We start from the raw sequence: 19,576 nt of genomic DNA, 5'->3' as shown, positions 1-19,576 counted from the left end.
ACCTGCAAGGTAAAATATGAAGTGTTCAGTTTGCGACGCGGTCGGCATTTTAAGGTATTTCTCTGCAGGATAACAGCGCCAGATGCAGGCGAAACGCGGGCTGCGGGTTAGTTTGAATGGTCACTGAGAACTATTGTTTAATTATCGGGCACTTTTACACACTGCTATGTAACAAAATAATTCAGAAGAGGGAATTATATCGATTCTGGAATTAAGAGAAGTATCTATTATCAATCAAAAATAATTACGTGAATAACTAATAGAAATAAAACGAGATTATTCTTAATTAAGAATGGCAGCCGTAACTGCCATCTCTTGTTAGTGGCGGCTTAAACTGCCACGACGATATAGATTACGACGAATACGGGTTAATCCAGGCTTAGGTTTACGTGGCTCATCGAGGCTTGCCAATACTAATTCCAGTACTCGTTCAGCCACATCACGGTGGCGCTGCGCAACAGCCAATACTGGACATTGCAGGAAATCAAGCAACTCATTGTCACCGAAAGTCGCAATTGCTAACTCTGACGGCAAATGCCCTTCACGGCGCAATGTTACATCCATAACACCTTGTAATAATGCAAAAGACGTCGTGTATAGAGCCTGCGGCATTGGGTGAGTTTCCAACCACTTGTCAAAAAGCTGCGCTGCGGCTTCACGCTCATAACTGTTGGCATATAAGAAGTGTACTTCACGTGGATCATCTTTCCACGCGGTGCGGAAACCTTGTTCGCGCAAGTAGCTAACTGACAGCTCCGGCAATGCGCCAAGATAAAGAACCGTTTCAGCAGGGAAAGTACGCAGCTCACTGGCCAGCATTTCCGCATCTTCCTGGTCTGCACCGACTACGCTAATGAAATTTTCGCGATCTAATGCACGATCGAGCGCGATGATTGGAAAAGGATCGTTCGCCCAGCGTTGATAGAATGGATGTTCAGGCGGCAGTGACGTTGAAACAATGATCGCATCAACCTGACGTTGTAGCAGGTGCTCAATACAACGCATTTCATTATCAGGCTGGTCTTCCGAGCACGCGATGAGCAACTGATATCCACGTTGACGAGCCTGGCGCTCCAGATAGTTGGCGATACGGGTATAGCTTGTGTTCTCAAGGTCTGGAATAACTAATCCGATAGAACGCGTGCGCCCGGCACGCAATCCTGCAGCCACAGCATTCGGGTGGTAGTTATGTTCGCGTACAACTGCCATGACTTTCTCAACGGTCTTATCGCTAACGCGATACTGTTTTGCCTTACCGTTGATGACGTAGCTCGCCGTAGTGCGCGAAACTCCAGCCAGGCGCGCGATTTCATCCAATTTCACAGTAGCCCCTTAATTTAGGATTTCCATAACCATACCCTGGTCATGGTTTCATTTTTATCATCTAAGCGCAGAATAATACCTCGGGCAACCGCTTTTGCTGGCAGTTGCTGCGCTATTTGCAAAAAAAAACCCGGTACGTGTTTTACCGGGTTTATTATTTAGCCGCCTTTACAGGCTAGCGCATAATCTTATCGCCACGCGATACGCCTACAATACCTGAGCGTGCGACTTCCACGATCTTAGCCACCTCACGAATGGTATTCAGGAATGCATCCAGTTTGTCGCTAGTCCCTGCCAGTTGAACCGTGTAGAGCGTTGGTGTGACATCAATGATTTGCCCACGAAAGATTTCCGCGTTGCGTTTCACTTCTTCACGCCCGTAACCACTCGCCTGCACTTTTACCAGCATGATTTCACGCTCGACATGCGCCCCTTGCACCAGTTCGCTGACACGCAGGACATCTACCAGTTTATGCAGCTGCTTTTCAATCTGCTCCAGCACTTTCGCATCACCAACCGTTTGGATAGTCATGCGAGATAGTGTGGGATCGTCAGTTGGAGCCACGGTCAGGCTTTCAATGTTGTAACCGCGCTGAGCAAATAAGCCTATTACACGGGACAGCGCCCCGGACTCATTTTCAAGTAATACAGATAATATCCGGCGCATAATCAGGTTCTCTCCGTTTTGCTTAACCACATCTCATCCATACCACCGCCACGGATCTGCATCGGGTACACATGCTCAGTGCCATCAACTGCGACGTCGACAAATACCAGACGCTGGTTACGCACGGCCTCCAGCGCTTCGATCAACTTGCTTTCCAGCTCATGCGGCTCGTTAATGTTGATCCCTACATGCCCATAAGCTTCCGCAACGCGCACAAAATCAGGTAATGACTCCATATAGGATTGAGAATGGCGGCCAGAATAAATCATGTCCTGCCACTGTTTCACCATACCGAGATAACGGTTGTTGAGGTTAAGCACCAATACCGGCAAACCATATTGCAGCGCGGTAGAGAGTTCCTGGATATTCATTTGAATACTGCCATCGCCCGTAACGCAAACTACGGTCTCGTCTGGCAATGCCAGCTTCACACCCAGTGCGGCTGGCAGACCAAAGCCCATAGTGCCGAGACCGCCAGAGTTAATCCAACGGCGAGGTTTATCAAAGGTGTAATAAAGTGCAGCAAACATTTGGTGCTGACCGACATCAGAGGTGACGTAAGCTTCACCTTTGGTCAGACGATAGATAGTTTCAATAACCGCTTGCGGCTTAATCTTATCGCTTGTTCTGTCAAACTCCAGACACTGGCGCGCACGCCATTGCTCAATCTGTTGCCACCAGTCACGGATATCATCGCAGGACTGCGATGTATCTTCCTGCGCCATCAGCTCCAACATTTGCTGTAAAACCTGACGCGCATCGCCAACAATAGGAATATCCGCACCGACAGTTTTAGAAATAGAAGTTGGGTCAATATCAATATGCAGCACTGTCGCATTCGGGCAGTACTTCGCGAGATTGTTGGTGGTGCGGTCATCAAAGCGCACACCAACCCCGAAAATCACGTCAGAGTTGTGCATCACCATGTTAGCTTCATAAGTTCCGTGCATCCCCAGCATGCCTAATGCCTGCCGATGAGTCCCTGGAAACACACCAAGACCCATTAACGAGGAGACGACCGGAATATTGAGCTTCTGGGCTAGCTCAAGCAACTCATCATGACAGGCAGAAGTGATCGCACCGCCACCGACATACATGACCGGCTTTTTCGCCGCCAGCAAGGTTTGCAATGCGCGCTTAATCTGCCCTTTGTGACCCTGAGTGGTCGGATTATAAGAACGCATACTGACTTTTTCGGGGTAACTGTAAGGGAACTTATTTGCCGGACTCATGATGTCTTTTGGCAAATCGACCACAACCGGCCCTGGGCGGCCACTTGCTGCAAGCCAGAAGGCTTTCTTGATGATGCCAGGAATGTCTTCTGCTTGTTTAACTAAAAAGCTGTGTTTCACGACCGGGCGCGAAATCCCCACCATGTCGCATTCCTGGAATGCATCATAGCCAATCAGCGATGTTGCAACCTGACCAGAAAGTACCACCATTGGAATGGAGTCCATGTAAGCCGTAGCAATGCCGGTGATTGCGTTTGTAGCACCTGGACCGGATGTCACCAGCACGACCCCCACTTCACCGGTTGCACGCGCCAGGCCATCAGCCATATGCACTGCCGCTTGTTCATGGCGTACCAGCACGTGATCAATGCCGCCAATAGTATGAAGCGCATCATAGATATCGAGTACTGCGCCTCCCGGGTAACCGAATACATGTTTAACGCCCTGATCGATAAGCGATCGGACGACCATCTCGGCTCCTGACAACATCTCCATGGTTTGCCTCCAGGCTTACGTGTTTGACCGACCACCGAAATCATTTCGGCTAAGTCGTTGAGGCAGGTTGTTGCGCCCTGCATATGTCTTTTTATTATTGATAGTTACCTAACATAACCGTTGAAAATCTGGCAATCAATTGCCAATCTTCAAGCCTCAAACAAGGATTTTCTTGCGAACACTACAAAACCCTCGAGTGGCAGAGTTAAGCTCTGACCATAAGCAGAAATTATGAATGAAAATACCATGGATGGTGGCTTTGCAGGATAAATCTAATTAGCGCACGATTTATCATTTGTTCTGGAGAGAAAGCACAAAAACAACTAAAGAAGAAAAAACTACAAAGGCTAATAAAAGAAGGATAACCGGATAGTTTTAACCATCCGGATTACTCAGACAAGGATTCTAAATCTACTTACTGCACACTGTAGTCAGTAATTTTTCCATCCATTGATGCCCTTTATCGCGCCCTGCTGCTTCATGCCACGATAAATAACAAGTAGCTGTATTTTCTTTAAGCGGCAGTGTGAATGTTTGTAAATTCAGCGAGTCAGAAAACTCCTCAGCTAACCAGCGTGGTGCTATCGCAACCAGTTGAGTCTGCGACACAATATTTAAAACGCTGATCATTGCCATCCCTTGATAAGCAATACAGGCCAGTTTATCTGCTGTTTGATACCATGGTGCACTGAATGATGCAAAGCGATCCAGAGAAACAACCGCATGTTTTTCGTTATAAACGTCTTCTTCAGTTAATGGTTTAACTAAGCGTGGATTTTTCTTACTCGCCACCAGAACCATTTCATCTTCAAATAGTGGAATACATGTGAACTCAGGTCGACGAAATTCAGAATAGCTAATAACAAACTCTGTTTCCTGATAACGTAATTGGTGTTCAATATCTTTATTTAAAGACGATTTAAAGAGTAACTGAATACCTGGCGCAAAGCGTTTCACATTATTAAAGATAACAGAGGTTAAAAAATTATCTAAAGGGCTGCTAACACAAATGTTAAACACCCTTTCACTGCTGCTCGGGTCGAAACCTGCTCCTGGTAACTCATTTTGTACCAGTTGCAATGCCTGGCGAATGGAGCCAAACAGTTGGAAGGCGCGAGCCGTAGGCTGTATGCCTCGGCCATAACGTACGAATAGCTCATCATTGAACATTATTTTCAACCGGGCTACCGCATTACTCACTGCGGGCTGAGACATCCCCAGGGTTTGAGCAGCACGGGTAATATTCTGCACTTGCATAACAGCATCAAATACAGTTAATAAATTTAAATCAACAGAACGTAGTTGAGGTTTAAACCCATCATGAACTGTTGGTTGTTCTACATAATTATCAGACATGGCAAACTCCACTAAGATGGTTCGTCCTTTTTCACAGATTAACTCTGCGGGCTATCCCTATTATCACTTGCTAAGCAGAACATGCTGATCAATACAATTGAAAACATTATTTAAAAATAAAATTTTTAATTCACGTTTCCTGACACGCCAACACGGCTTCAGCTACTGACAAGTCTGGTATAACTATAAAGATGTATATAACTTTTTGTGTCAGTTGATTTCCTGAACATGCTAATGAAATCACAAAATGACTTATCGCACAATGATTCACCTAATGAATTATATATCAACCATGGATGACATCGTTGGTCGGAAACAATAGTTCTACTGAGAATCGAGTGATAAGGAAAGGAGATAAATTCCTAAAATAGGATTCTTGCCTTGATTAACCCTCGCAAATCATAATTATGATGAATGACGATGGTAATAAACATATTATTTTTAATTGTTTCTGACGATTTCATTTTTACATAAAACGGTAAACAGTCCTTTTTCATACCTTTTATAAATATTATGAAAAATTGATATACCAGCACAAATAACTGACCGTCATGCCCACCTTACTATCGCCAAAACTGTGCCTGAGAGAATCGATTGTTGACACAGCAGGGCAGATCAAGTACCAATAAATGCATAACGAATTCACTTGGGGCTTGAAAACATGATTCGCACCATTCGCCTACTAGGTCTACTACTAAACGCAACTTCTTTGCGCGGTAGGCTGGTGGGCGAAATCGAGCGTTGATTCAAGCCATCAGACAGAAAAAACCCGCGCCACTGCGCGGGTTTTTTTATGCTCGTAGCAAGGGCCCCTAAGACGAGAAAGGACCACAACATGAGCCAACAAGTCATTATTTTCGATACTACTTTGCGTGATGGTGAGCAGGCATTACAGGCAAGTCTGAGTGTAAAAGAGAAGCTGCAAATCGCGATGGCGCTGGAACGTATGGGTGTTGACGTGATGGAAGTCGGCTTCCCGGTTTCATCTCCAGGCGACTTCGAATCCGTGCAAACCATCGCTCGCAATATCAAAAATAGCCGTGTGTGTGGCCTCGCTCGCTGTGTTGATAAAGATATTGATGTTGCTGCAGAAGCGTTGAAAATTGCCGAAGCCTTCCGAATTCATGTGTTCCTGGCCACGTCCACCATGCACATCGAAACCAAATTACGCAGTACCTTCGATGATGTTTTATCTCGTGCAGTCAATTCTGTTAAACGCGCCCGTAACTACACCGACGACGTAGAGTTCTCATGTGAAGATGCTGGCCGCACACCAATCGATAACCTGTGCCGTATAGTAGAAGCAGCCATTGGCGCAGGCGCTACAACTATCAACATTCCAGACACTGTGGGCTACACCACTCCAGTCCAGTTCGGCGGTATTATTCAGACTTTGTATAACCGCGTCCCTAACATTGATAAAGCGATTATCTCTGTCCACTGCCACGACGATTTGGGCATGGCAACAGGCAACTCTATCGCCGCGATTCAGGCGGGTGCCCGTCAGGTTGAAGGCACACTGAACGGTATAGGCGAACGTGCCGGTAACACTGCACTGGAAGAAGTGATCATGGCGATTAAAGTGCGCGGCCAAATGTTGGGTGTGCATACCAATATCAATCACCACGAAATCTATCGCACCAGCCAGATTGTCAGCCAGCTGTGCAACATGCCAATCCCGTCGAACAAAGCCGTTGTCGGTTCAAACGCCTTCGCCCACTCCTCCGGTATTCACCAGGATGGCGTGCTGAAAAACCGCGAAAACTACGAAATCATGACGCCAGAAACCATCGGTCTGAATCAGGTGCAGTTGAACCTGACTTCCCGCTCTGGTCGCGCCGCCGTGAAACACCGCATGGAAGAGATGGGTTATAAAGAAGCTGATTACAATCTGGATTCTTTGTACGACGCCTTCCTGAAACTGGCCGACAAAAAAGGCCAGGTCTTTGACTACGATTTGGAAGCATTGGCCTTCATCGGCAAGCAGCAGGAAGAACCAGAACATTTCCGCATGGAATATTTCAACGTGCAGTCGGGTTCAAGCGTGATCTCCACCGCTTCTGTTCAATTGCAGTGTGGCGAAGAAACACATTCAGAAGCCGCCACCGGCAACGGTCCGGTTGATGCAGTCTACCAGGCGATTAATCGCATCACAAATTACGACGTTGAACTGGTGAAATACCAGCTGTCTGCGAAAGGCCAGGGCAAAGATGCATTGGGCCAGGTGGACATCGTTGTGACACATAAAGGCCGTCGTTTCCACGGCGTAGGTCTGGCGACCGACATTGTTGAATCTTCGGCGAAAGCGATGATTAACGTGCTGAACAACATCTGGCGTGCGGGCATCGTCGAAAAAGAATTGCAACGCAAAGCTCATAATAAAGAAAATAATCAGGAAACCGTGTGACATGTCAAAAACTCATCATATAGCAGTATTGCCGGGTGACGGCATTGGCCCAGAAGTTATGGCTCAGGCGCTGAAAGTGCTGGATGCAGTTCGTAAGCGCTTCGATATGCGCATTACCACCAGTCAATATGACGTAGGTGGCATTGCTATCGACCGCCACGGCAACCCGCTGCCACCCGTTACCGTTGAAGGCTGCGAGCAAGCAGACGCAATTCTTTTCGGCTCCGTGGGCGGCCCTAAGTGGGAACACCTGCCTCCGGCCGAGCAGCCAGAGCGTGGCGCATTATTGCCGCTGCGTAAGCACTTTAAGTTGTTCAGTAACCTGCGCCCTGCTCGCCTGTACCAGGGTCTGGAAGAGTTTTGCCCACTGCGTGCTGACATCGCCGCGAACGGCTTTGACATTCTGTGTGTGCGTGAACTGACTGGCGGGATCTACTTCGGCCAGCCGAAAGGCCGTGAAGGCTCCGGCATGCACGAAAAAGCATTTGATACCGAAGTGTATTACCGCTTTGAGATCGAGCGTATTGCACGCATCGCTTTCGAGTCGGCCCGTAAACGTCGCAGCATCATCACCTCAATTGATAAAGCGAACGTGCTGCAATCGTCGGTGATGTGGCGCGAAATCGTCGGCGAAATCGCGAAAGAATACCCGGACGTTGAGTTGGCACACATGTACATCGACAACGCCACCATGCAGCTGATTAAAGACCCGTCGCAGTTTGACGTGCTGCTGTGCTCCAACCTGTTTGGCGACATTCTGTCTGACGAATGCGCGATGATCACCGGCTCCATGGGCATGCTGCCATCGGCAAGCCTGAACGAGCAAGGTTTCGGCCTGTACGAACCTGCGGGCGGTTCCGCGCCTGATATCGCAGGTAAAAATATTGCTAACCCAATTGCGCAGATCCTGTCTCTGGCTCTGTTACTGCGCTACAGCCTGGATGCTGAAGAGGCCGCTTTGGCCATCGAAAACGCTATCAACCTTGCTCTGGAAGAAGGTTTCCGTACTGGCGATTTGGCTCGTGATGGCAATGCAATCAGCACCGACGAAATGGGCGATACCATTGCTCGCTTCGTGGCAGAGGGGAAATAATCATGGCGAAGACGTTATATCAAAAGTTGTACGATGCCCACGTCGTCTACGAAGCAGTCGATGAAACACCACTGTTGTACATCGACCGTCATCTGGTGCACGAAGTGACCTCACCACAAGCGTTTGATGGCCTGCGAGCGCATAAGCGCCCGGTGCGCCAGCCCGGCAAAACTTTTGCCACCATGGACCACAACGTTTCTACGCAGACGAAAGACATCAATGCTTCCGGCGAAATGGCCCGCATTCAGATGCAAGAACTGATGAAAAACTGCAAAGAATTCGGCGTTGAGCTGTACGACCTGAATCACCCGTTCCAGGGCATCGTTCACGTGATGGGGCCAGAGCAAGGCATTACGTTGCCGGGCATGACCATCGTGTGTGGCGACTCCCACACCGCGACCCACGGCGCATTCGGCGCGCTGGCGTTTGGTATCGGCACTTCCGAAGTTGAACATGTGCTGGCGACGCAAACCCTGAAACAGGGCCGCGCCAAAACCATGAAGATTGAAGTGACCGGCACCGCCGCACCAGGCATCACAGCGAAAGACATCGTGCTGGCGATTATCGGCAAAACCGGTAGCGCTGGCGGCACCGGGCACGTGGTGGAATTCTGCGGTAGCGCAATTCAGGCGCTGTCGATGGAAGGCCGCATGACGCTGTGTAACATGGCTATCGAAATGGGTGCCAAAGCGGGCATCGTGGCACCAGACGAAATCACCTTTAACTACGTGAAAGGCCGTCTGCACGCACCGAAAGCAACCGACTGGGACGACGCAGTGGCGTACTGGAAAACCTTCAGCACCGACGAAGGCGCGAAATTCGACACCATCGTCACCCTGGACGCCGCAGAGATCGCCCCGCAGGTGACCTGGGGCACCAACCCAGGCCAGGTGATTTCAGTAACCGAAAACATCCCGAATCCAGAATCGTTCGCTGACCCGGTAGAACGCGCTTCAGCCGAGAAAGCGCTGGCGTACATGGGCCTGAAACCAGGTATTCCATTGACCGAAGTCACCATCGACAAAGTGTTCATCGGTTCATGCACCAACTCGCGTATCGAAGATTTGCGTGCCGCAGCCGAAATCGCCAAAGGCCGTAAAGTTGCTCTAGGCGTGCAGGCGTTAGTGGTTCCAGGTTCTGGCCCGGTAAAAGCACAGGCGGAAGCGGAAGGTCTGGATAAGATTTTCATCGAAGCTGGTTTTGAATGGCGCTTGCCAGGCTGCTCGATGTGCCTGGCGATGAACAACGACCGCCTGGAACCGGGCGAGCGTTGTGCTTCCACCAGCAACCGTAACTTTGAAGGCCGTCAGGGCCGCGGTGGCCGCACTCATTTGGTTAGCCCGGCAATGGCCGCCGCAGCCGCTGTATCCGGTCACTTTGCTGACATCCGCACGTTGAAATAAAGGAAAACACCATGGCAGAGAAATTTATCCAACATACCGGCCTGGTCGTTCCGCTGGATGCCGCAAACGTTGATACCGACGCAATCATTCCTAAGCAATTTTTGCAGAAGGTGACCCGCACTGGTTTTGGTGCTCACTTGTTTAACGACTGGCGTTTTCTGGATGATGCAGGGCAAAAGCCAAACCCAGAGTTCGTGCTGAACTTCCCGGAGTTTAAGGGCGCTTCTATTTTGCTGGCGCGCGAAAACTTCGGCTGCGGTTCTTCCCGTGAACACGCGCCGTGGGCGTTGACTGATTACGGTTTCAAAGTGGTTATAGCGCCAAGTTTTGCGGATATTTTCTACGGCAACTCATTCAACAACCAGTTACTGCCGGTGACGTTGAGCGAAGCAGAAGTCGATGAGTTGTTCAAACTGGTCGCGGCCAATCCAGGTATTAAATTCGTTGTCGACCTGGAAGCGCAGACGGTGATTGCGGGTGAGAAAAGCTATTCATTTAAAATCGATACTTTCCGCCGCCACTGCATGTTAGAAGGGCTGGATAGTATTGGCCTGACGCTGCAACACGAAGGTTCAATTTCCGCTTACGAGCAGAAACAACCGGTGTTTATGCGTTAACAGACTCCAATTCTTATACCCAAAATAATTCGAGCTGCATCGAGGCGGCAAGTGTTCGAGGCCCAGGGAACTTACATAAGTAAGTGACCTGGGCGAGGACACGCAGCCAACAAAGAGGCAGCTTGAAGTATGAAGGGTATTACTTCAGCGTTTCGACCAAACCCTTCCGCTGCCCTTCCAGCGTCACCACTTTGCTACACACATCGCGGCCAAACTGCTCGAAATCTTTTTCCTGATTCTTCCACTCGTTTTGAATCGAAGTCTGTAACCCGCCGAGGCTACCCAACACGCCTTGCAGCGGATTGCCGCCGCCTTTCAGAACCGCTTTTGCACCCATTTCGTTGATGCTGTCTTGCAAGATGCCGCCCATCGCCTGATTCACCAACTGTTGCCCTTCGGAGCGCACTTGATCAATCGCTTTATAGTGGAAGGTTAAACCATCCGGGCGGGTTTCAATAATACGGTTCATCTGCTCCTTAAGCTGCGCGTCGAGTTTAGTCAGACGGCCACGCATATTGCTGCTCTCGCCCACTTCTTTAGCGATGATTTTATCCAGCGCGACACGACCCTTTTCAACACGGGTCAGTGCACCGTTGTTGATCCACGGAAGATCGGTGCGCAACGCTTTCTGGTAATCCAGGGCCAACTGGCGCTGCGTTGCGTTTAATGTGTGTGGCTTGCCGTTAAATTTTAGGCTGCCATCAGGGGCAATAACCAGATTGCCATTTTCGCCAACAACCTGAACGGATTGCGGGTTGATTACCACGTCATCGCGAGGCGTGACGCTGCATTTATAGTCGGCCTGCGCCTGCATCGCGGTAAGCAACAGAACGCCCATCAGTGCCTTACGAATCATAGTGACTCCTGAACATCTAAAAATTTAAGAAAAAAAAGGCCGGTTTTCACCGACCTGATTATTCTGCATATACCCACAGATTTCGAGTTGCAGGAAGGCGGCGACGCAGTGAATCCCCAGTCACTTACTTAAGTAAGTGACTGGGGTGAGCGAGGACAAATCTGCCGGGAGCAGATTTGAACGCAGCTCGCTGCGGCCCCAAAGGGGCGAGGCCCAGGGATGGGCCGAGTATTGCCAACGCACGTGCAGCTTGAAAGATTAGGGTATATATCAATCCCACCAAACATCAAACAGCTCGCTAGTGCGAACATCTTCTGCCTTGTGATCTTCGAGCCATTTGCGCACCAGAGCCTGATGCTCTTCGGTGCATTTGCCGATTTCCTGCAGGCAGATTAAGCCTTCCCAAGAAAGGTGGCCGCCGCCGTCAAAAGCCAGCCCATTTTTATCGATAACTTCATCAATGAATTCATCAACGATTTTATCGATTTGTTCTTCGGAGGTGCCTTCCGGGAAACGCCATGCAACAGAGAACCCCACTTCCTGGAATTCGTCGATGTGCATTTTCTTACGCAAACGACGGCTACGATTAATTGCCATTACTTTACCCTCTCGAACATTAAGTCCCATACGCCGTGACCAAGACGATGGCCACGTTGTTCAAATTTGGTCACCGGACGTGAATCCGGGCGCGGTACGTAGTCGTTAGTCTCTGACTGGTTTTTATAACCATCAATAGAGGACATCACTTCGAGCATGTGTTCCGCATAAGGTTCCCAGTCGGTTGCCATATGGAACACACCACCCAGTTTCAGTTTGCTTTTCACGAACTCGGCAAACGGCACTTGAACGATACGGCGCTTATTATGACGCGCTTTGTGCCACGGATCAGGGAAAAAGAGCTGAACCATGGATAAAGAATTGTCAGGAACCATTTTTTGCAGCACTTCGACCGCATCGTGGCACATCACACGCAGGTTCTCAACGCCCTCTTCATGAGCGGTCGCAAGGCATGCGCCCACGCCCGGCGAGTGCACTTCAATGCCTAAAAAGTTCTGCTGTGGATTAGCCTTCGCCATTGCCACCAGCGACGTGCCCATGCCAAAACCGATTTCCAGCGTGACTGGCGCTTCGCGGCCAAACAACTCGGCAAAATCAACAGGCGCGTCTTGATATTCAACGCCCATCACCGGCCAATAGTTTTCCAGTGCGAATTCCTGGCCCTTAGTCAGGCGGCCCTGGCGGCGCACAAAACTACGAATCCGGCGCATTGCGCGGCCTTCTTCATTAAATTCCGGTGAGATGACGTCATTTTTCATGGTGTTCAAGCTTTCGTTAGTGTTCGGGAAACGGGCATTATCCAAAGTTAATGATGAGAAGCAAGCACCAGAAAGTTCCGGTTTACAGCACGGAGTCGTCTGTGCTGGAATCAGCCCCCTAATTTATATTCTTATCGGATGCCAGGTAACAATGACACATGCGCCGCAATTCTCCCACCAGGTTCTCGACTGGTACCAAAAATACGGACGCAAAACACTGCCATGGCAACTCGAAAAAACGCCTTATAAAGTATGGCTGTCTGAGGTGATGTTGCAACAAACTCAGGTTGCGACCGTCATTCCTTACTTTGAGCGTTTTATGGAGCGCTTCCCGACTGTCACAGATCTCGCCAACGCCCCCCTTGATGAAGTACTGCACCTATGGACTGGGCTGGGTTATTACGCTCGCGCCCGAAACCTGCATAAAGCAGCTCAAATGGTGGCGAATCTTCACATGGGTGTGTTTCCGGAAACCTTTGAAGAAGTGGCTGCACTACCAGGCGTTGGGCGCTCGACTGCAGGTGCGATTCTTTCTCTGTCGCTCGGTAAACACTTCCCGATTCTCGATGGCAACGTAAAACGCGTGCTTGCACGTTGTTATGCCATTGGAGGCTGGCCGGGTAAAAAAGATGTTGAGAAGAAACTTTGGGATATCAGTGAGCAAGTCACGCCCGCACAAGGTGTGAGCCAGTTTAACCAGGCAATGATGGATCTTGGGGCGATGGTATGTACCCGCTCGAAACCAAAATGCGAACTTTGCCCGGTGAATAATATCTGCGAGGCCTATGCCAATAACAGTTGGGCCAGTTATCCAGGCAAGAAGCCTAAAGTCACAATACCGGAACGCACCGGCTATTTACTGATGATGCAGCACCAGGACAGCGTACTGCTTGCCCAGCGTCCACCAGTTGGTCTGTGGGGTGGATTGTACTGTTTCCCACAATTCGAAACCGAAAATGAACTGCGCAACTGGTTGGCACAACAACAGATTCCAGCAGATAATCTCACGCAATTAACCGCCTTCCGCCATACATTCAGCCACTTCCATTTGGACATCGTCCCAATGTGGCTCCCAGTGCCTTCATTTAGTGGGTGCATGGATGAAGGAACAGCTCTCTGGTATAACTTAGCGCAGCCACCGTCCGTAGGACTGGCCGCCCCTGTAGAACGTTTATTACAGCAATTGCACGCCGAGCCGGTAGTCGTAAAAGCGGCCCGAGCCGTTGAAGAGGAATAATGATGAGCAGAACTATTTTTTGTACTTACCTACAACGTGACGCAGAAGGCCAGGATTTCCAACTTTATCCAGGCGAACTTGGCAAACGTATTTATAACGAAATTTCTAAAGAAGCGTGGGCGTTGTGGCAGGCAAAGCAAACCATGCTGATTAACGAACGTAAAATGAGCATGATGAATCCAGAGCATCGCAAAGAGCTGGAAGCTGAAATGGTCAATTTCCTGTTCGAAGGCAAAGAAGTGCACATCGAAGGCTACACGCCGCCAGAAAAATAAAAATACGAGGGCCATCGGCCCTTATGCAAACCAACAAGCACAAGCATACGTATACACGGAACGATGAAAAAATTTCTCGCGCTAGCTCTGGTTGTCCCGTTGCTCATCTCCTGTTCGAGCAAAAAAGATGATTCCTATAACGAAGCTTTTGTTAAGGACACTAATGGTTTCGATATTTTGATGGGGCAATTTGCTCACAACATCGAAAATATCTGGGGTATGAAGGAAGTTTTGATTGCGGGTCCAAAAGACTACGTAAAATATACTGACCAGTACCTGACACGTAGCCATATCAACTTTGACGACGGTACGATTACCATTGAAACCATTGCTGGCACCGATCCTGCGGCGCATCTGCGTCAGGCGATCATCACTACTTTGCTGATGGGTGACGATCCTGGTTCTATCGATCTTTATTCCGATGCCAACGATGTGTTGATCTCCAAACAACCGTTCCTGTATGGCCAGGTTGTTGATAACACCGGTCAGGCAATTCGCTGGGAAGGCCGCGCTGCCAAATTTGCTGACTATCTGCTGCAAACTCGCCTGAAAAGCCGTAGTACCGGGCTTAAAATTGTTTATAGCGTGACTATCAATCTGGTACCAAACCACCTTGATAAACGTGCACATAAATATATCGGCATGGTGCGTAAAGCATCGAAGAAATACGGTGTCGATGAATCATTGATTCTGGCCATTATGCAGACTGAATCAAGCTTCAACCCATACGCAGTAAGCCACGCAGACGCGCTCGGTTTGATGCAAGTTGTACAGCACAGCGCAGGGGTTGATGTATTTAAATCTCAGGGGAAATGGGGTAAGCCAAGCCGCAGCTACTTGTTTGATCCTGAAAGCAATATCGATACGGGTACTGCTTATCTGGCTATTTTGCAAAACAGCTACCTGAGTGGAATTGATAACCCAACATCACGTCGCTACGCTGTGATAACTGCTTATAACGGTGGTGCTGGCAGCGTGCTGCGCGTGTTCAACAACGACAAGAACCGTGCCTACAACATTATCAACAGCATGGCTCCGGGCGATGTGTATCAGACTCTTACTACGCGTCACCCTTCAGCGGAATCACGCAACTATCTCTACAAAGTGAATACCGCGCAAAAGAGTTACCGCCGACGCTAATTTCTGATGCTTGTCCTATCTCCCACCAGCCGTTTCTACGGTGGGAGATATCTCTCTCCTCTCCCGTTTTATCGCCTGATTGCGCAAAAAGTGTAACCCAAATCACTATTTTCGAATGCAATTTGAGGATGTTTTCATTTATTTGCTGAATGTACCAAAAATTACTTCACGGCACTGCTAATGTTACTTTCACAACATATTTCATGTCATATGTTAGAAATGAAACATTCAACACCAAAATCCTGTGAGGAAATTTACATGAACCTTAAGCTGCAGCTAAAAATACTTTCGTTTCTGCAGTTCTGCCTGTGGGGGAGTTGGCTCACTACGCTCGGCTCCTATATGTTCGTCACCCTCAAGTTCGATGGCGCAGCTATCGGCGCGGTGTACAGTTCGTTAGGTATTGCGGCGGTATTCATGCCGACGTTACTGGGCATTATTGCGGACAAATGGGTTAGTGCGCGCTGGCTCTACGCGGCTTGCCACATTGTCGGTGCCATCACCTTGTATTTCGCCGCACAGGTCACAACGCCAAGCGCGATGTTCATCGTCATTCTGCTGAACTCTCTGGCCTATATGCCAACGCTTGGGTTGGTGAACACCATCTCTTACTATCGCCTGCAATCAGCGGGAATGGATATTATCAGCGACTTCCCACCAATCCGTATCTGGGGAACCATTGGCTTTATCTTCGCCATGTGGGGCGTGAGCTTCTCAGGCTTTGAATTAAGCCATATGCAGCTTTATATCGGCGCAACGCTGTCCGTCGTTTTAGCCCTGTTCACTCTGACGCTGCCGCATATCCCGGTTGCCAACGCGCAGAAAAACCAGAGCTGGACTTCAATGCTTGGGCTGGATGCTTTTGCGTTATTCAAAAACAAGCGCATGGCTATTTTCTTCATCTTCTCCATGCTGTTGGGCGCCGAACTGCAAATTACCAATATGTTCGGTAATACCTTCCTGCACAGCTTTGACCAGAACCCGCTGTTTGCCAGTAGCTTTATTGTCGAACATGCGTCGGTGCTGATGTCTATTTCGCAGATTTCTGAAACCGTATTTATCCTGACGATTCCGTTCTTCCTGATTCGTTACGGCATTAAAAACGTGATGCTTATCAGTATCGTGGCGTGGATGCTGCGCTTTGGTCTGTTTGCCTTTGGCGACCCATCACCAATGGGTACTGTGTTGCTGGTGATGTCGATGATCGTCTACGGCTGTGCCTTCGACTTCTTCAACATTTCCGGTTCAGTATTCGTTGAAAAAGAGGTGAGACCAGAAATCCGTGCCAGTGCACAGGGCATGTTCCTGATGATGACTAACGGTTTTGGTTGCATCCTGGGCGGGATTGTCAGCGGTAAAGTGGTGGAGAACTACACTACGGCGGGAATTACCGATTGGCAAAGCGTATGGCTGATTTTCGCCGGTTACTCACTGGTGCTGGCCTTCGCCTTCGTCGCACTGTTCAAATATAAACATGTCAGGACGCCAGTGGCCGTTCAGCCAGCGGTCTGATTGATAGGGTACTCGTTTCAATAACCTAAATAATTCGAGGTGCAGGCAGGCGACCAGACCGTAAGTCCCCAGGAGCATAGGTAACTATGTGAATGGGGCGCACGGGTGCAGTCAACGCACCTGCAACTTGAAGTATGACGGTTATTTCATCATATATCCGTACAAACGCTTAATTCCGTCGGCATCCGTTTCGCTATACACGCCCTGCAACTCCGGCGAGAAGCCCGGCAACATATTCACGCCCTCTTCAAGCGCCAGGAAATAACGCAACGCGGCACTGCCCCAGACTTCGCCTGGCACCACACAAAGCACGCCCGGTGGGTACGGCAACGCTCCCTCCGCTGCAATACGCCCTTCTGACTGACTCAGGCGCACCAGTTCCACATTGCCGCGAATAAACTCGCTGTTGGCATCCTGTGGGTTCATGGCAACGGCAGGGAAACTGGCTTTACGGAACATCGCTTTTTGCAGATCCTTCACTTCAAAGCTGACGTACAGATCGTGCATCTCCTGGCAAAGTTGACGCAGCGTGTAGCCTTTATAGCGTTGGGAATACTTCTGATAGATCGTCGGCAACACATCCACCAGCGGCGTATCATCTTCAATATGCTGTTCAAATTGAGCCAGCATCGCTACCAAATGCGCCATCTTCTCCGCGCTTTCCGCAGGTGTCAGCAGGAAAAGAATTGAGTTGAGATCTGCTTTTTCGGGGACAATACCGTTTTCACGCAGGTAGTTTGCGAGAATCGCCGCAGGTACACCGAAGTCCGTATATTGCCCAGTATGGGGATCGATTCCCGGTGTAGTTAGCAGCAGCTTACAAGGATCGACAAAATATTCATCCTGCGCATAGCCTTCAAAACCATGCCACTTTTCACCCGGCTCAAAGCTAAAGAAACGGCGTTCCTGGGCAATTGCTGTAGTTGGGTGATCCTGCCACGGCCTGCCCGCAACTACCGGTGGAATAAACGGTTTGATCATCTTGCAGTTAGCGATAATCGCTTTACGCGCTTCAATCCCCAGATCGACACACTCAGCCCACAGGCGGCGGCCGCTCTCCCCTTCGTGAATTTTCGCATTCACATCAAGAGCCGCAAACAGCGGGTAGAACGGGCTGGTTGAAGCGTGCAGCATGAAAGCATTGTTCAGCCGCTTGTGTGGGCAAAAACGCGCTTGCCCGCGCAAATGGTTATCTTTCTTGTGGATCTGCGAAGTTTGCGAGAATCCAGCCTGCTGTTTATGCACCGATTGCGTAACAAAAATGCCTGGATCATTTTCGTTAAGATCCAACAGCAGTGGCGAGCAATCAGCCATCATCGGGATGAATTGCTCATAACCAACCCAGGCTGAATCAAACAGAATGTAATCGCAAAGATGGCCGATGTTATCCACTACCTGGCGTGCGTTATAAACCGTGCCGTCATAAGTACCGAGCTGGATAATTGCAAGACGGAACGGGCGTTTTTGCTGGGCACGTTCTGGTGCAACTTCTGCAATCAATTCACGCAAATACTTTTCATCAAAACAGTGCGCATCGATTCCACCGATAAAACCAAATGGGTTGCGAGACGCCTCCAGATAAACCGGCGTCGCCCCCGCCTGAATCAATGCACCGTGATGGTTTGATTTATGGTTATTGCGATCGAATAGGACCAAATCGCCACGGGTCAGCAACGCATTGGTCACGACTTTGTTTGCAGCCGAGGTACCGTTTAAAACGAAGTAAGTTTTATCGGCATTAAATACTTTGGCGGCAAATTTCTGTGCATGTTTGGCCGACCCTTCATGGATCAGCAGATCCCCGAGTTTAACGTCGGCATTGCACATATCTGCGCGGAAAAGATTCTCACCGAAGAAATCATAAAACTGGCGCCCTGCCGGGTGCTTTTTAAAAAACTCACCATGTTGGTGGCCCGGGCAGGCAAAAGTGCTGTTTTCCATCGCGACATATTTCGTCAACGTATCGAAAAACGGAGGAAGCAAGCCTTCTTCATAATCTGTAGCGGCGGTTTCGAGCTCCAGATAGTCCTGCGCTTTGCCGGTGATCAGTCCCGTAATACCTTCCTGCTCGCCTGACCATGCATCAGCCGCTAGAAAAACGGGTATCGAAAAACCAGTCCGTTTAAGCAACGCAAGAATACCGCTGCGGCTATCGGATACAGAAAGAACAACAGCGGCAATATCAGTGAAGTCTGTGCTATCAAGCGCAACCACTTCACGATGCGTGGACAGAGTTGTAACCACATCGTGGCTCGCGGCAATTTTTAAAGATTTCATATGCACAAATCCCAGAGGTCAAGGATGAGTGAGTGCCTTATGGCACAGCAAAGGGAGCATTCCCCGGCGAATGTGTCTTGATGGTCTGAAGGATAATACCCACTCCGACCGCCAGACATCAGTAAAAACAGGCATCGCCTGATTTTACTGATGTCCTACAGTGAAGGTGCGTTGCCCTCACCGCATGGTGAGCAAGGGTCTTCGGGATACGAGCGAGAGGTGAACGAGCGCCATCGAGAGATGCCGGTAAACATTGACTATAAACATCAATAAGCGCCCCGTTGCAGATGTGTGAAATTTCGCGCAATCATGGCACCTTCTGACCTGTGGTTCAAGACAGCGCTGCTACCTGGAGCACATTATTCGTGCA

The 19,576-nt window shown here is 49.4% G+C and carries 16 protein-coding genes; 8 read left to right on the top strand and 8 right to left on the bottom strand.

The window, feature by feature from the left end; all coding sequences use genetic code 11:
- Positions 1 to 318 precede the first annotated feature (318 nt).
- The 4 genes from cra to leuO all read right to left on the bottom strand — a co-directional run bounded on the left by cra (position 319) and on the right by leuO (position 5,073).
- Positions 319 to 1,323 (bottom strand): catabolite repressor/activator, encoded by a 1,005-nt coding sequence (gene cra / locus GC128_RS14665; RefSeq protein WP_064516171.1) that lies wholly within the window; start codon positions 1,321 to 1,323, stop codon positions 319 to 321.
- Positions 1,324 to 1,498: 175 nt separating this feature from the next.
- On the bottom strand, positions 1,499 to 1,990 hold the full coding sequence (gene ilvN, locus GC128_RS14660; RefSeq protein ID WP_034460956.1) for an acetolactate synthase small subunit: 492 nt from the start codon (positions 1,988 to 1,990) through the stop codon (positions 1,499 to 1,501).
- A gap of 2 nt (positions 1,991 to 1,992) precedes the next feature.
- Entirely contained in the window at positions 1,993 to 3,717 is a 1,725-nt protein-coding gene (gene ilvI / locus GC128_RS14655) for an acetolactate synthase 3 large subunit (protein WP_151994943.1), read from the bottom strand.
- Positions 3,718 to 4,128: 411 nt separating this feature from the next.
- Positions 4,129 to 5,073, bottom strand: a complete 945-nt coding sequence (gene leuO / locus GC128_RS14650; RefSeq protein ID WP_151994942.1) for a transcriptional regulator LeuO — start codon at positions 5,071 to 5,073, stop codon at positions 4,129 to 4,131.
- A gap of 835 nt (positions 5,074 to 5,908) precedes the next feature.
- On the opposite strand from leuO, the gene leuA reads away from it, so the two are divergent.
- The 4 genes from leuA to leuD are packed head-to-tail and all read left to right on the top strand — an operon-like array spanning position 5,909 to position 10,593.
- Positions 5,909 to 7,480: a 2-isopropylmalate synthase gene (leuA, locus tag GC128_RS14640; RefSeq protein WP_151994941.1), complete on the top strand. Its 1,572-nt coding sequence runs from the start codon at positions 5,909 to 5,911 to the stop codon at positions 7,478 to 7,480.
- Position 7,481: 1 nt separating this feature from the next.
- Complete coding sequence (gene leuB, locus GC128_RS14635) at positions 7,482 to 8,573, top strand: 3-isopropylmalate dehydrogenase (protein WP_151994940.1); 1,092 nt, start codon at positions 7,482 to 7,484, stop codon at positions 8,571 to 8,573.
- 2 nt (positions 8,574 to 8,575) lie between these two features.
- Complete coding sequence (gene leuC, locus GC128_RS14630) at positions 8,576 to 9,976, top strand: 3-isopropylmalate dehydratase large subunit (RefSeq protein ID WP_151994939.1); 1,401 nt, start codon at positions 8,576 to 8,578, stop codon at positions 9,974 to 9,976.
- Between the two features lie 11 nt (positions 9,977 to 9,987).
- Entirely contained in the window at positions 9,988 to 10,593 is a 606-nt protein-coding gene (gene leuD, locus GC128_RS14625) for a 3-isopropylmalate dehydratase small subunit (RefSeq protein ID WP_151994938.1), read from the top strand.
- Positions 10,594 to 10,732: 139 nt separating this feature from the next.
- On the opposite strand, the gene GC128_RS14620 is transcribed toward leuD, so the two are convergent.
- The 3 genes from GC128_RS14620 to trmB all read right to left on the bottom strand — a co-directional run bounded on the left by GC128_RS14620 (position 10,733) and on the right by trmB (position 12,765).
- A complete protein-coding gene (locus GC128_RS14620; RefSeq protein WP_064516157.1) occupies positions 10,733 to 11,449 on the bottom strand; it encodes a YggN family protein in 717 nt (238 codons plus the stop codon).
- A 270-nt stretch (positions 11,450 to 11,719) separates the two neighbouring features.
- Positions 11,720 to 12,046, bottom strand: a complete 327-nt coding sequence (locus GC128_RS14615) for a YggL family protein (RefSeq protein WP_120063048.1) — start codon at positions 12,044 to 12,046, stop codon at positions 11,720 to 11,722.
- Positions 12,046 to 12,765 carry a tRNA (guanosine(46)-N7)-methyltransferase TrmB gene (gene trmB, locus GC128_RS14610; protein ID WP_151994937.1) on the bottom strand — a complete coding sequence of 240 codons (720 nt, stop codon included), beginning with the start codon at positions 12,763 to 12,765 and terminating at the stop codon, positions 12,046 to 12,048. Before trmB ends, GC128_RS14615 begins: the two co-directional genes overlap by 1 nt.
- Before the next feature lie 151 nt (positions 12,766 to 12,916).
- Between trmB and mutY the strand changes: the two genes are divergently transcribed.
- The 4 genes from mutY (at position 12,917) to GC128_RS14590 (ending at position 16,929) form a co-directional block, all read left to right on the top strand.
- The gene (gene mutY / locus GC128_RS14605; RefSeq protein ID WP_151994936.1) at positions 12,917 to 14,002 is read left to right on the top strand and encodes an A/G-specific adenine glycosylase; all 1,086 of its coding nucleotides are present in this window, start codon (positions 12,917 to 12,919) and stop codon (positions 14,000 to 14,002) included.
- Between the two features lie 2 nt (positions 14,003 to 14,004).
- Positions 14,005 to 14,277, top strand: coding sequence for an oxidative damage protection protein (locus GC128_RS14600; protein WP_034460971.1), 273 nt, complete (start codon positions 14,005 to 14,007; stop codon positions 14,275 to 14,277).
- A gap of 63 nt (positions 14,278 to 14,340) precedes the next feature.
- Entirely contained in the window at positions 14,341 to 15,417 is a 1,077-nt protein-coding gene (mltC, locus tag GC128_RS14595; protein ID WP_151994935.1) for a membrane-bound lytic murein transglycosylase MltC, read from the top strand.
- Positions 15,418 to 15,675: 258 nt separating this feature from the next.
- Positions 15,676 to 16,929, top strand: a complete 1,254-nt coding sequence (locus tag GC128_RS14590) for a nucleoside permease (RefSeq protein WP_151994934.1) — start codon at positions 15,676 to 15,678, stop codon at positions 16,927 to 16,929.
- Between the two features lie 141 nt (positions 16,930 to 17,070).
- Here GC128_RS14590 and GC128_RS14585 read toward each other — a convergent pair whose 3' ends face one another.
- Positions 17,071 to 19,206, bottom strand: a complete 2,136-nt coding sequence (locus tag GC128_RS14585) for an ornithine decarboxylase (protein WP_151994933.1) — start codon at positions 19,204 to 19,206, stop codon at positions 17,071 to 17,073.
- Between the last annotated feature and the right edge of the window lie 370 nt (positions 19,207 to 19,576).

Origin of the sequence: Buttiauxella massiliensis (assembly GCF_902500225.1) — a bacterium.
Taxonomy (GTDB): domain Bacteria; phylum Pseudomonadota; class Gammaproteobacteria; order Enterobacterales; family Enterobacteriaceae; genus Buttiauxella; species Buttiauxella massiliensis.
This window is presented reverse-complemented; position numbering and strand designations above follow the sequence as displayed.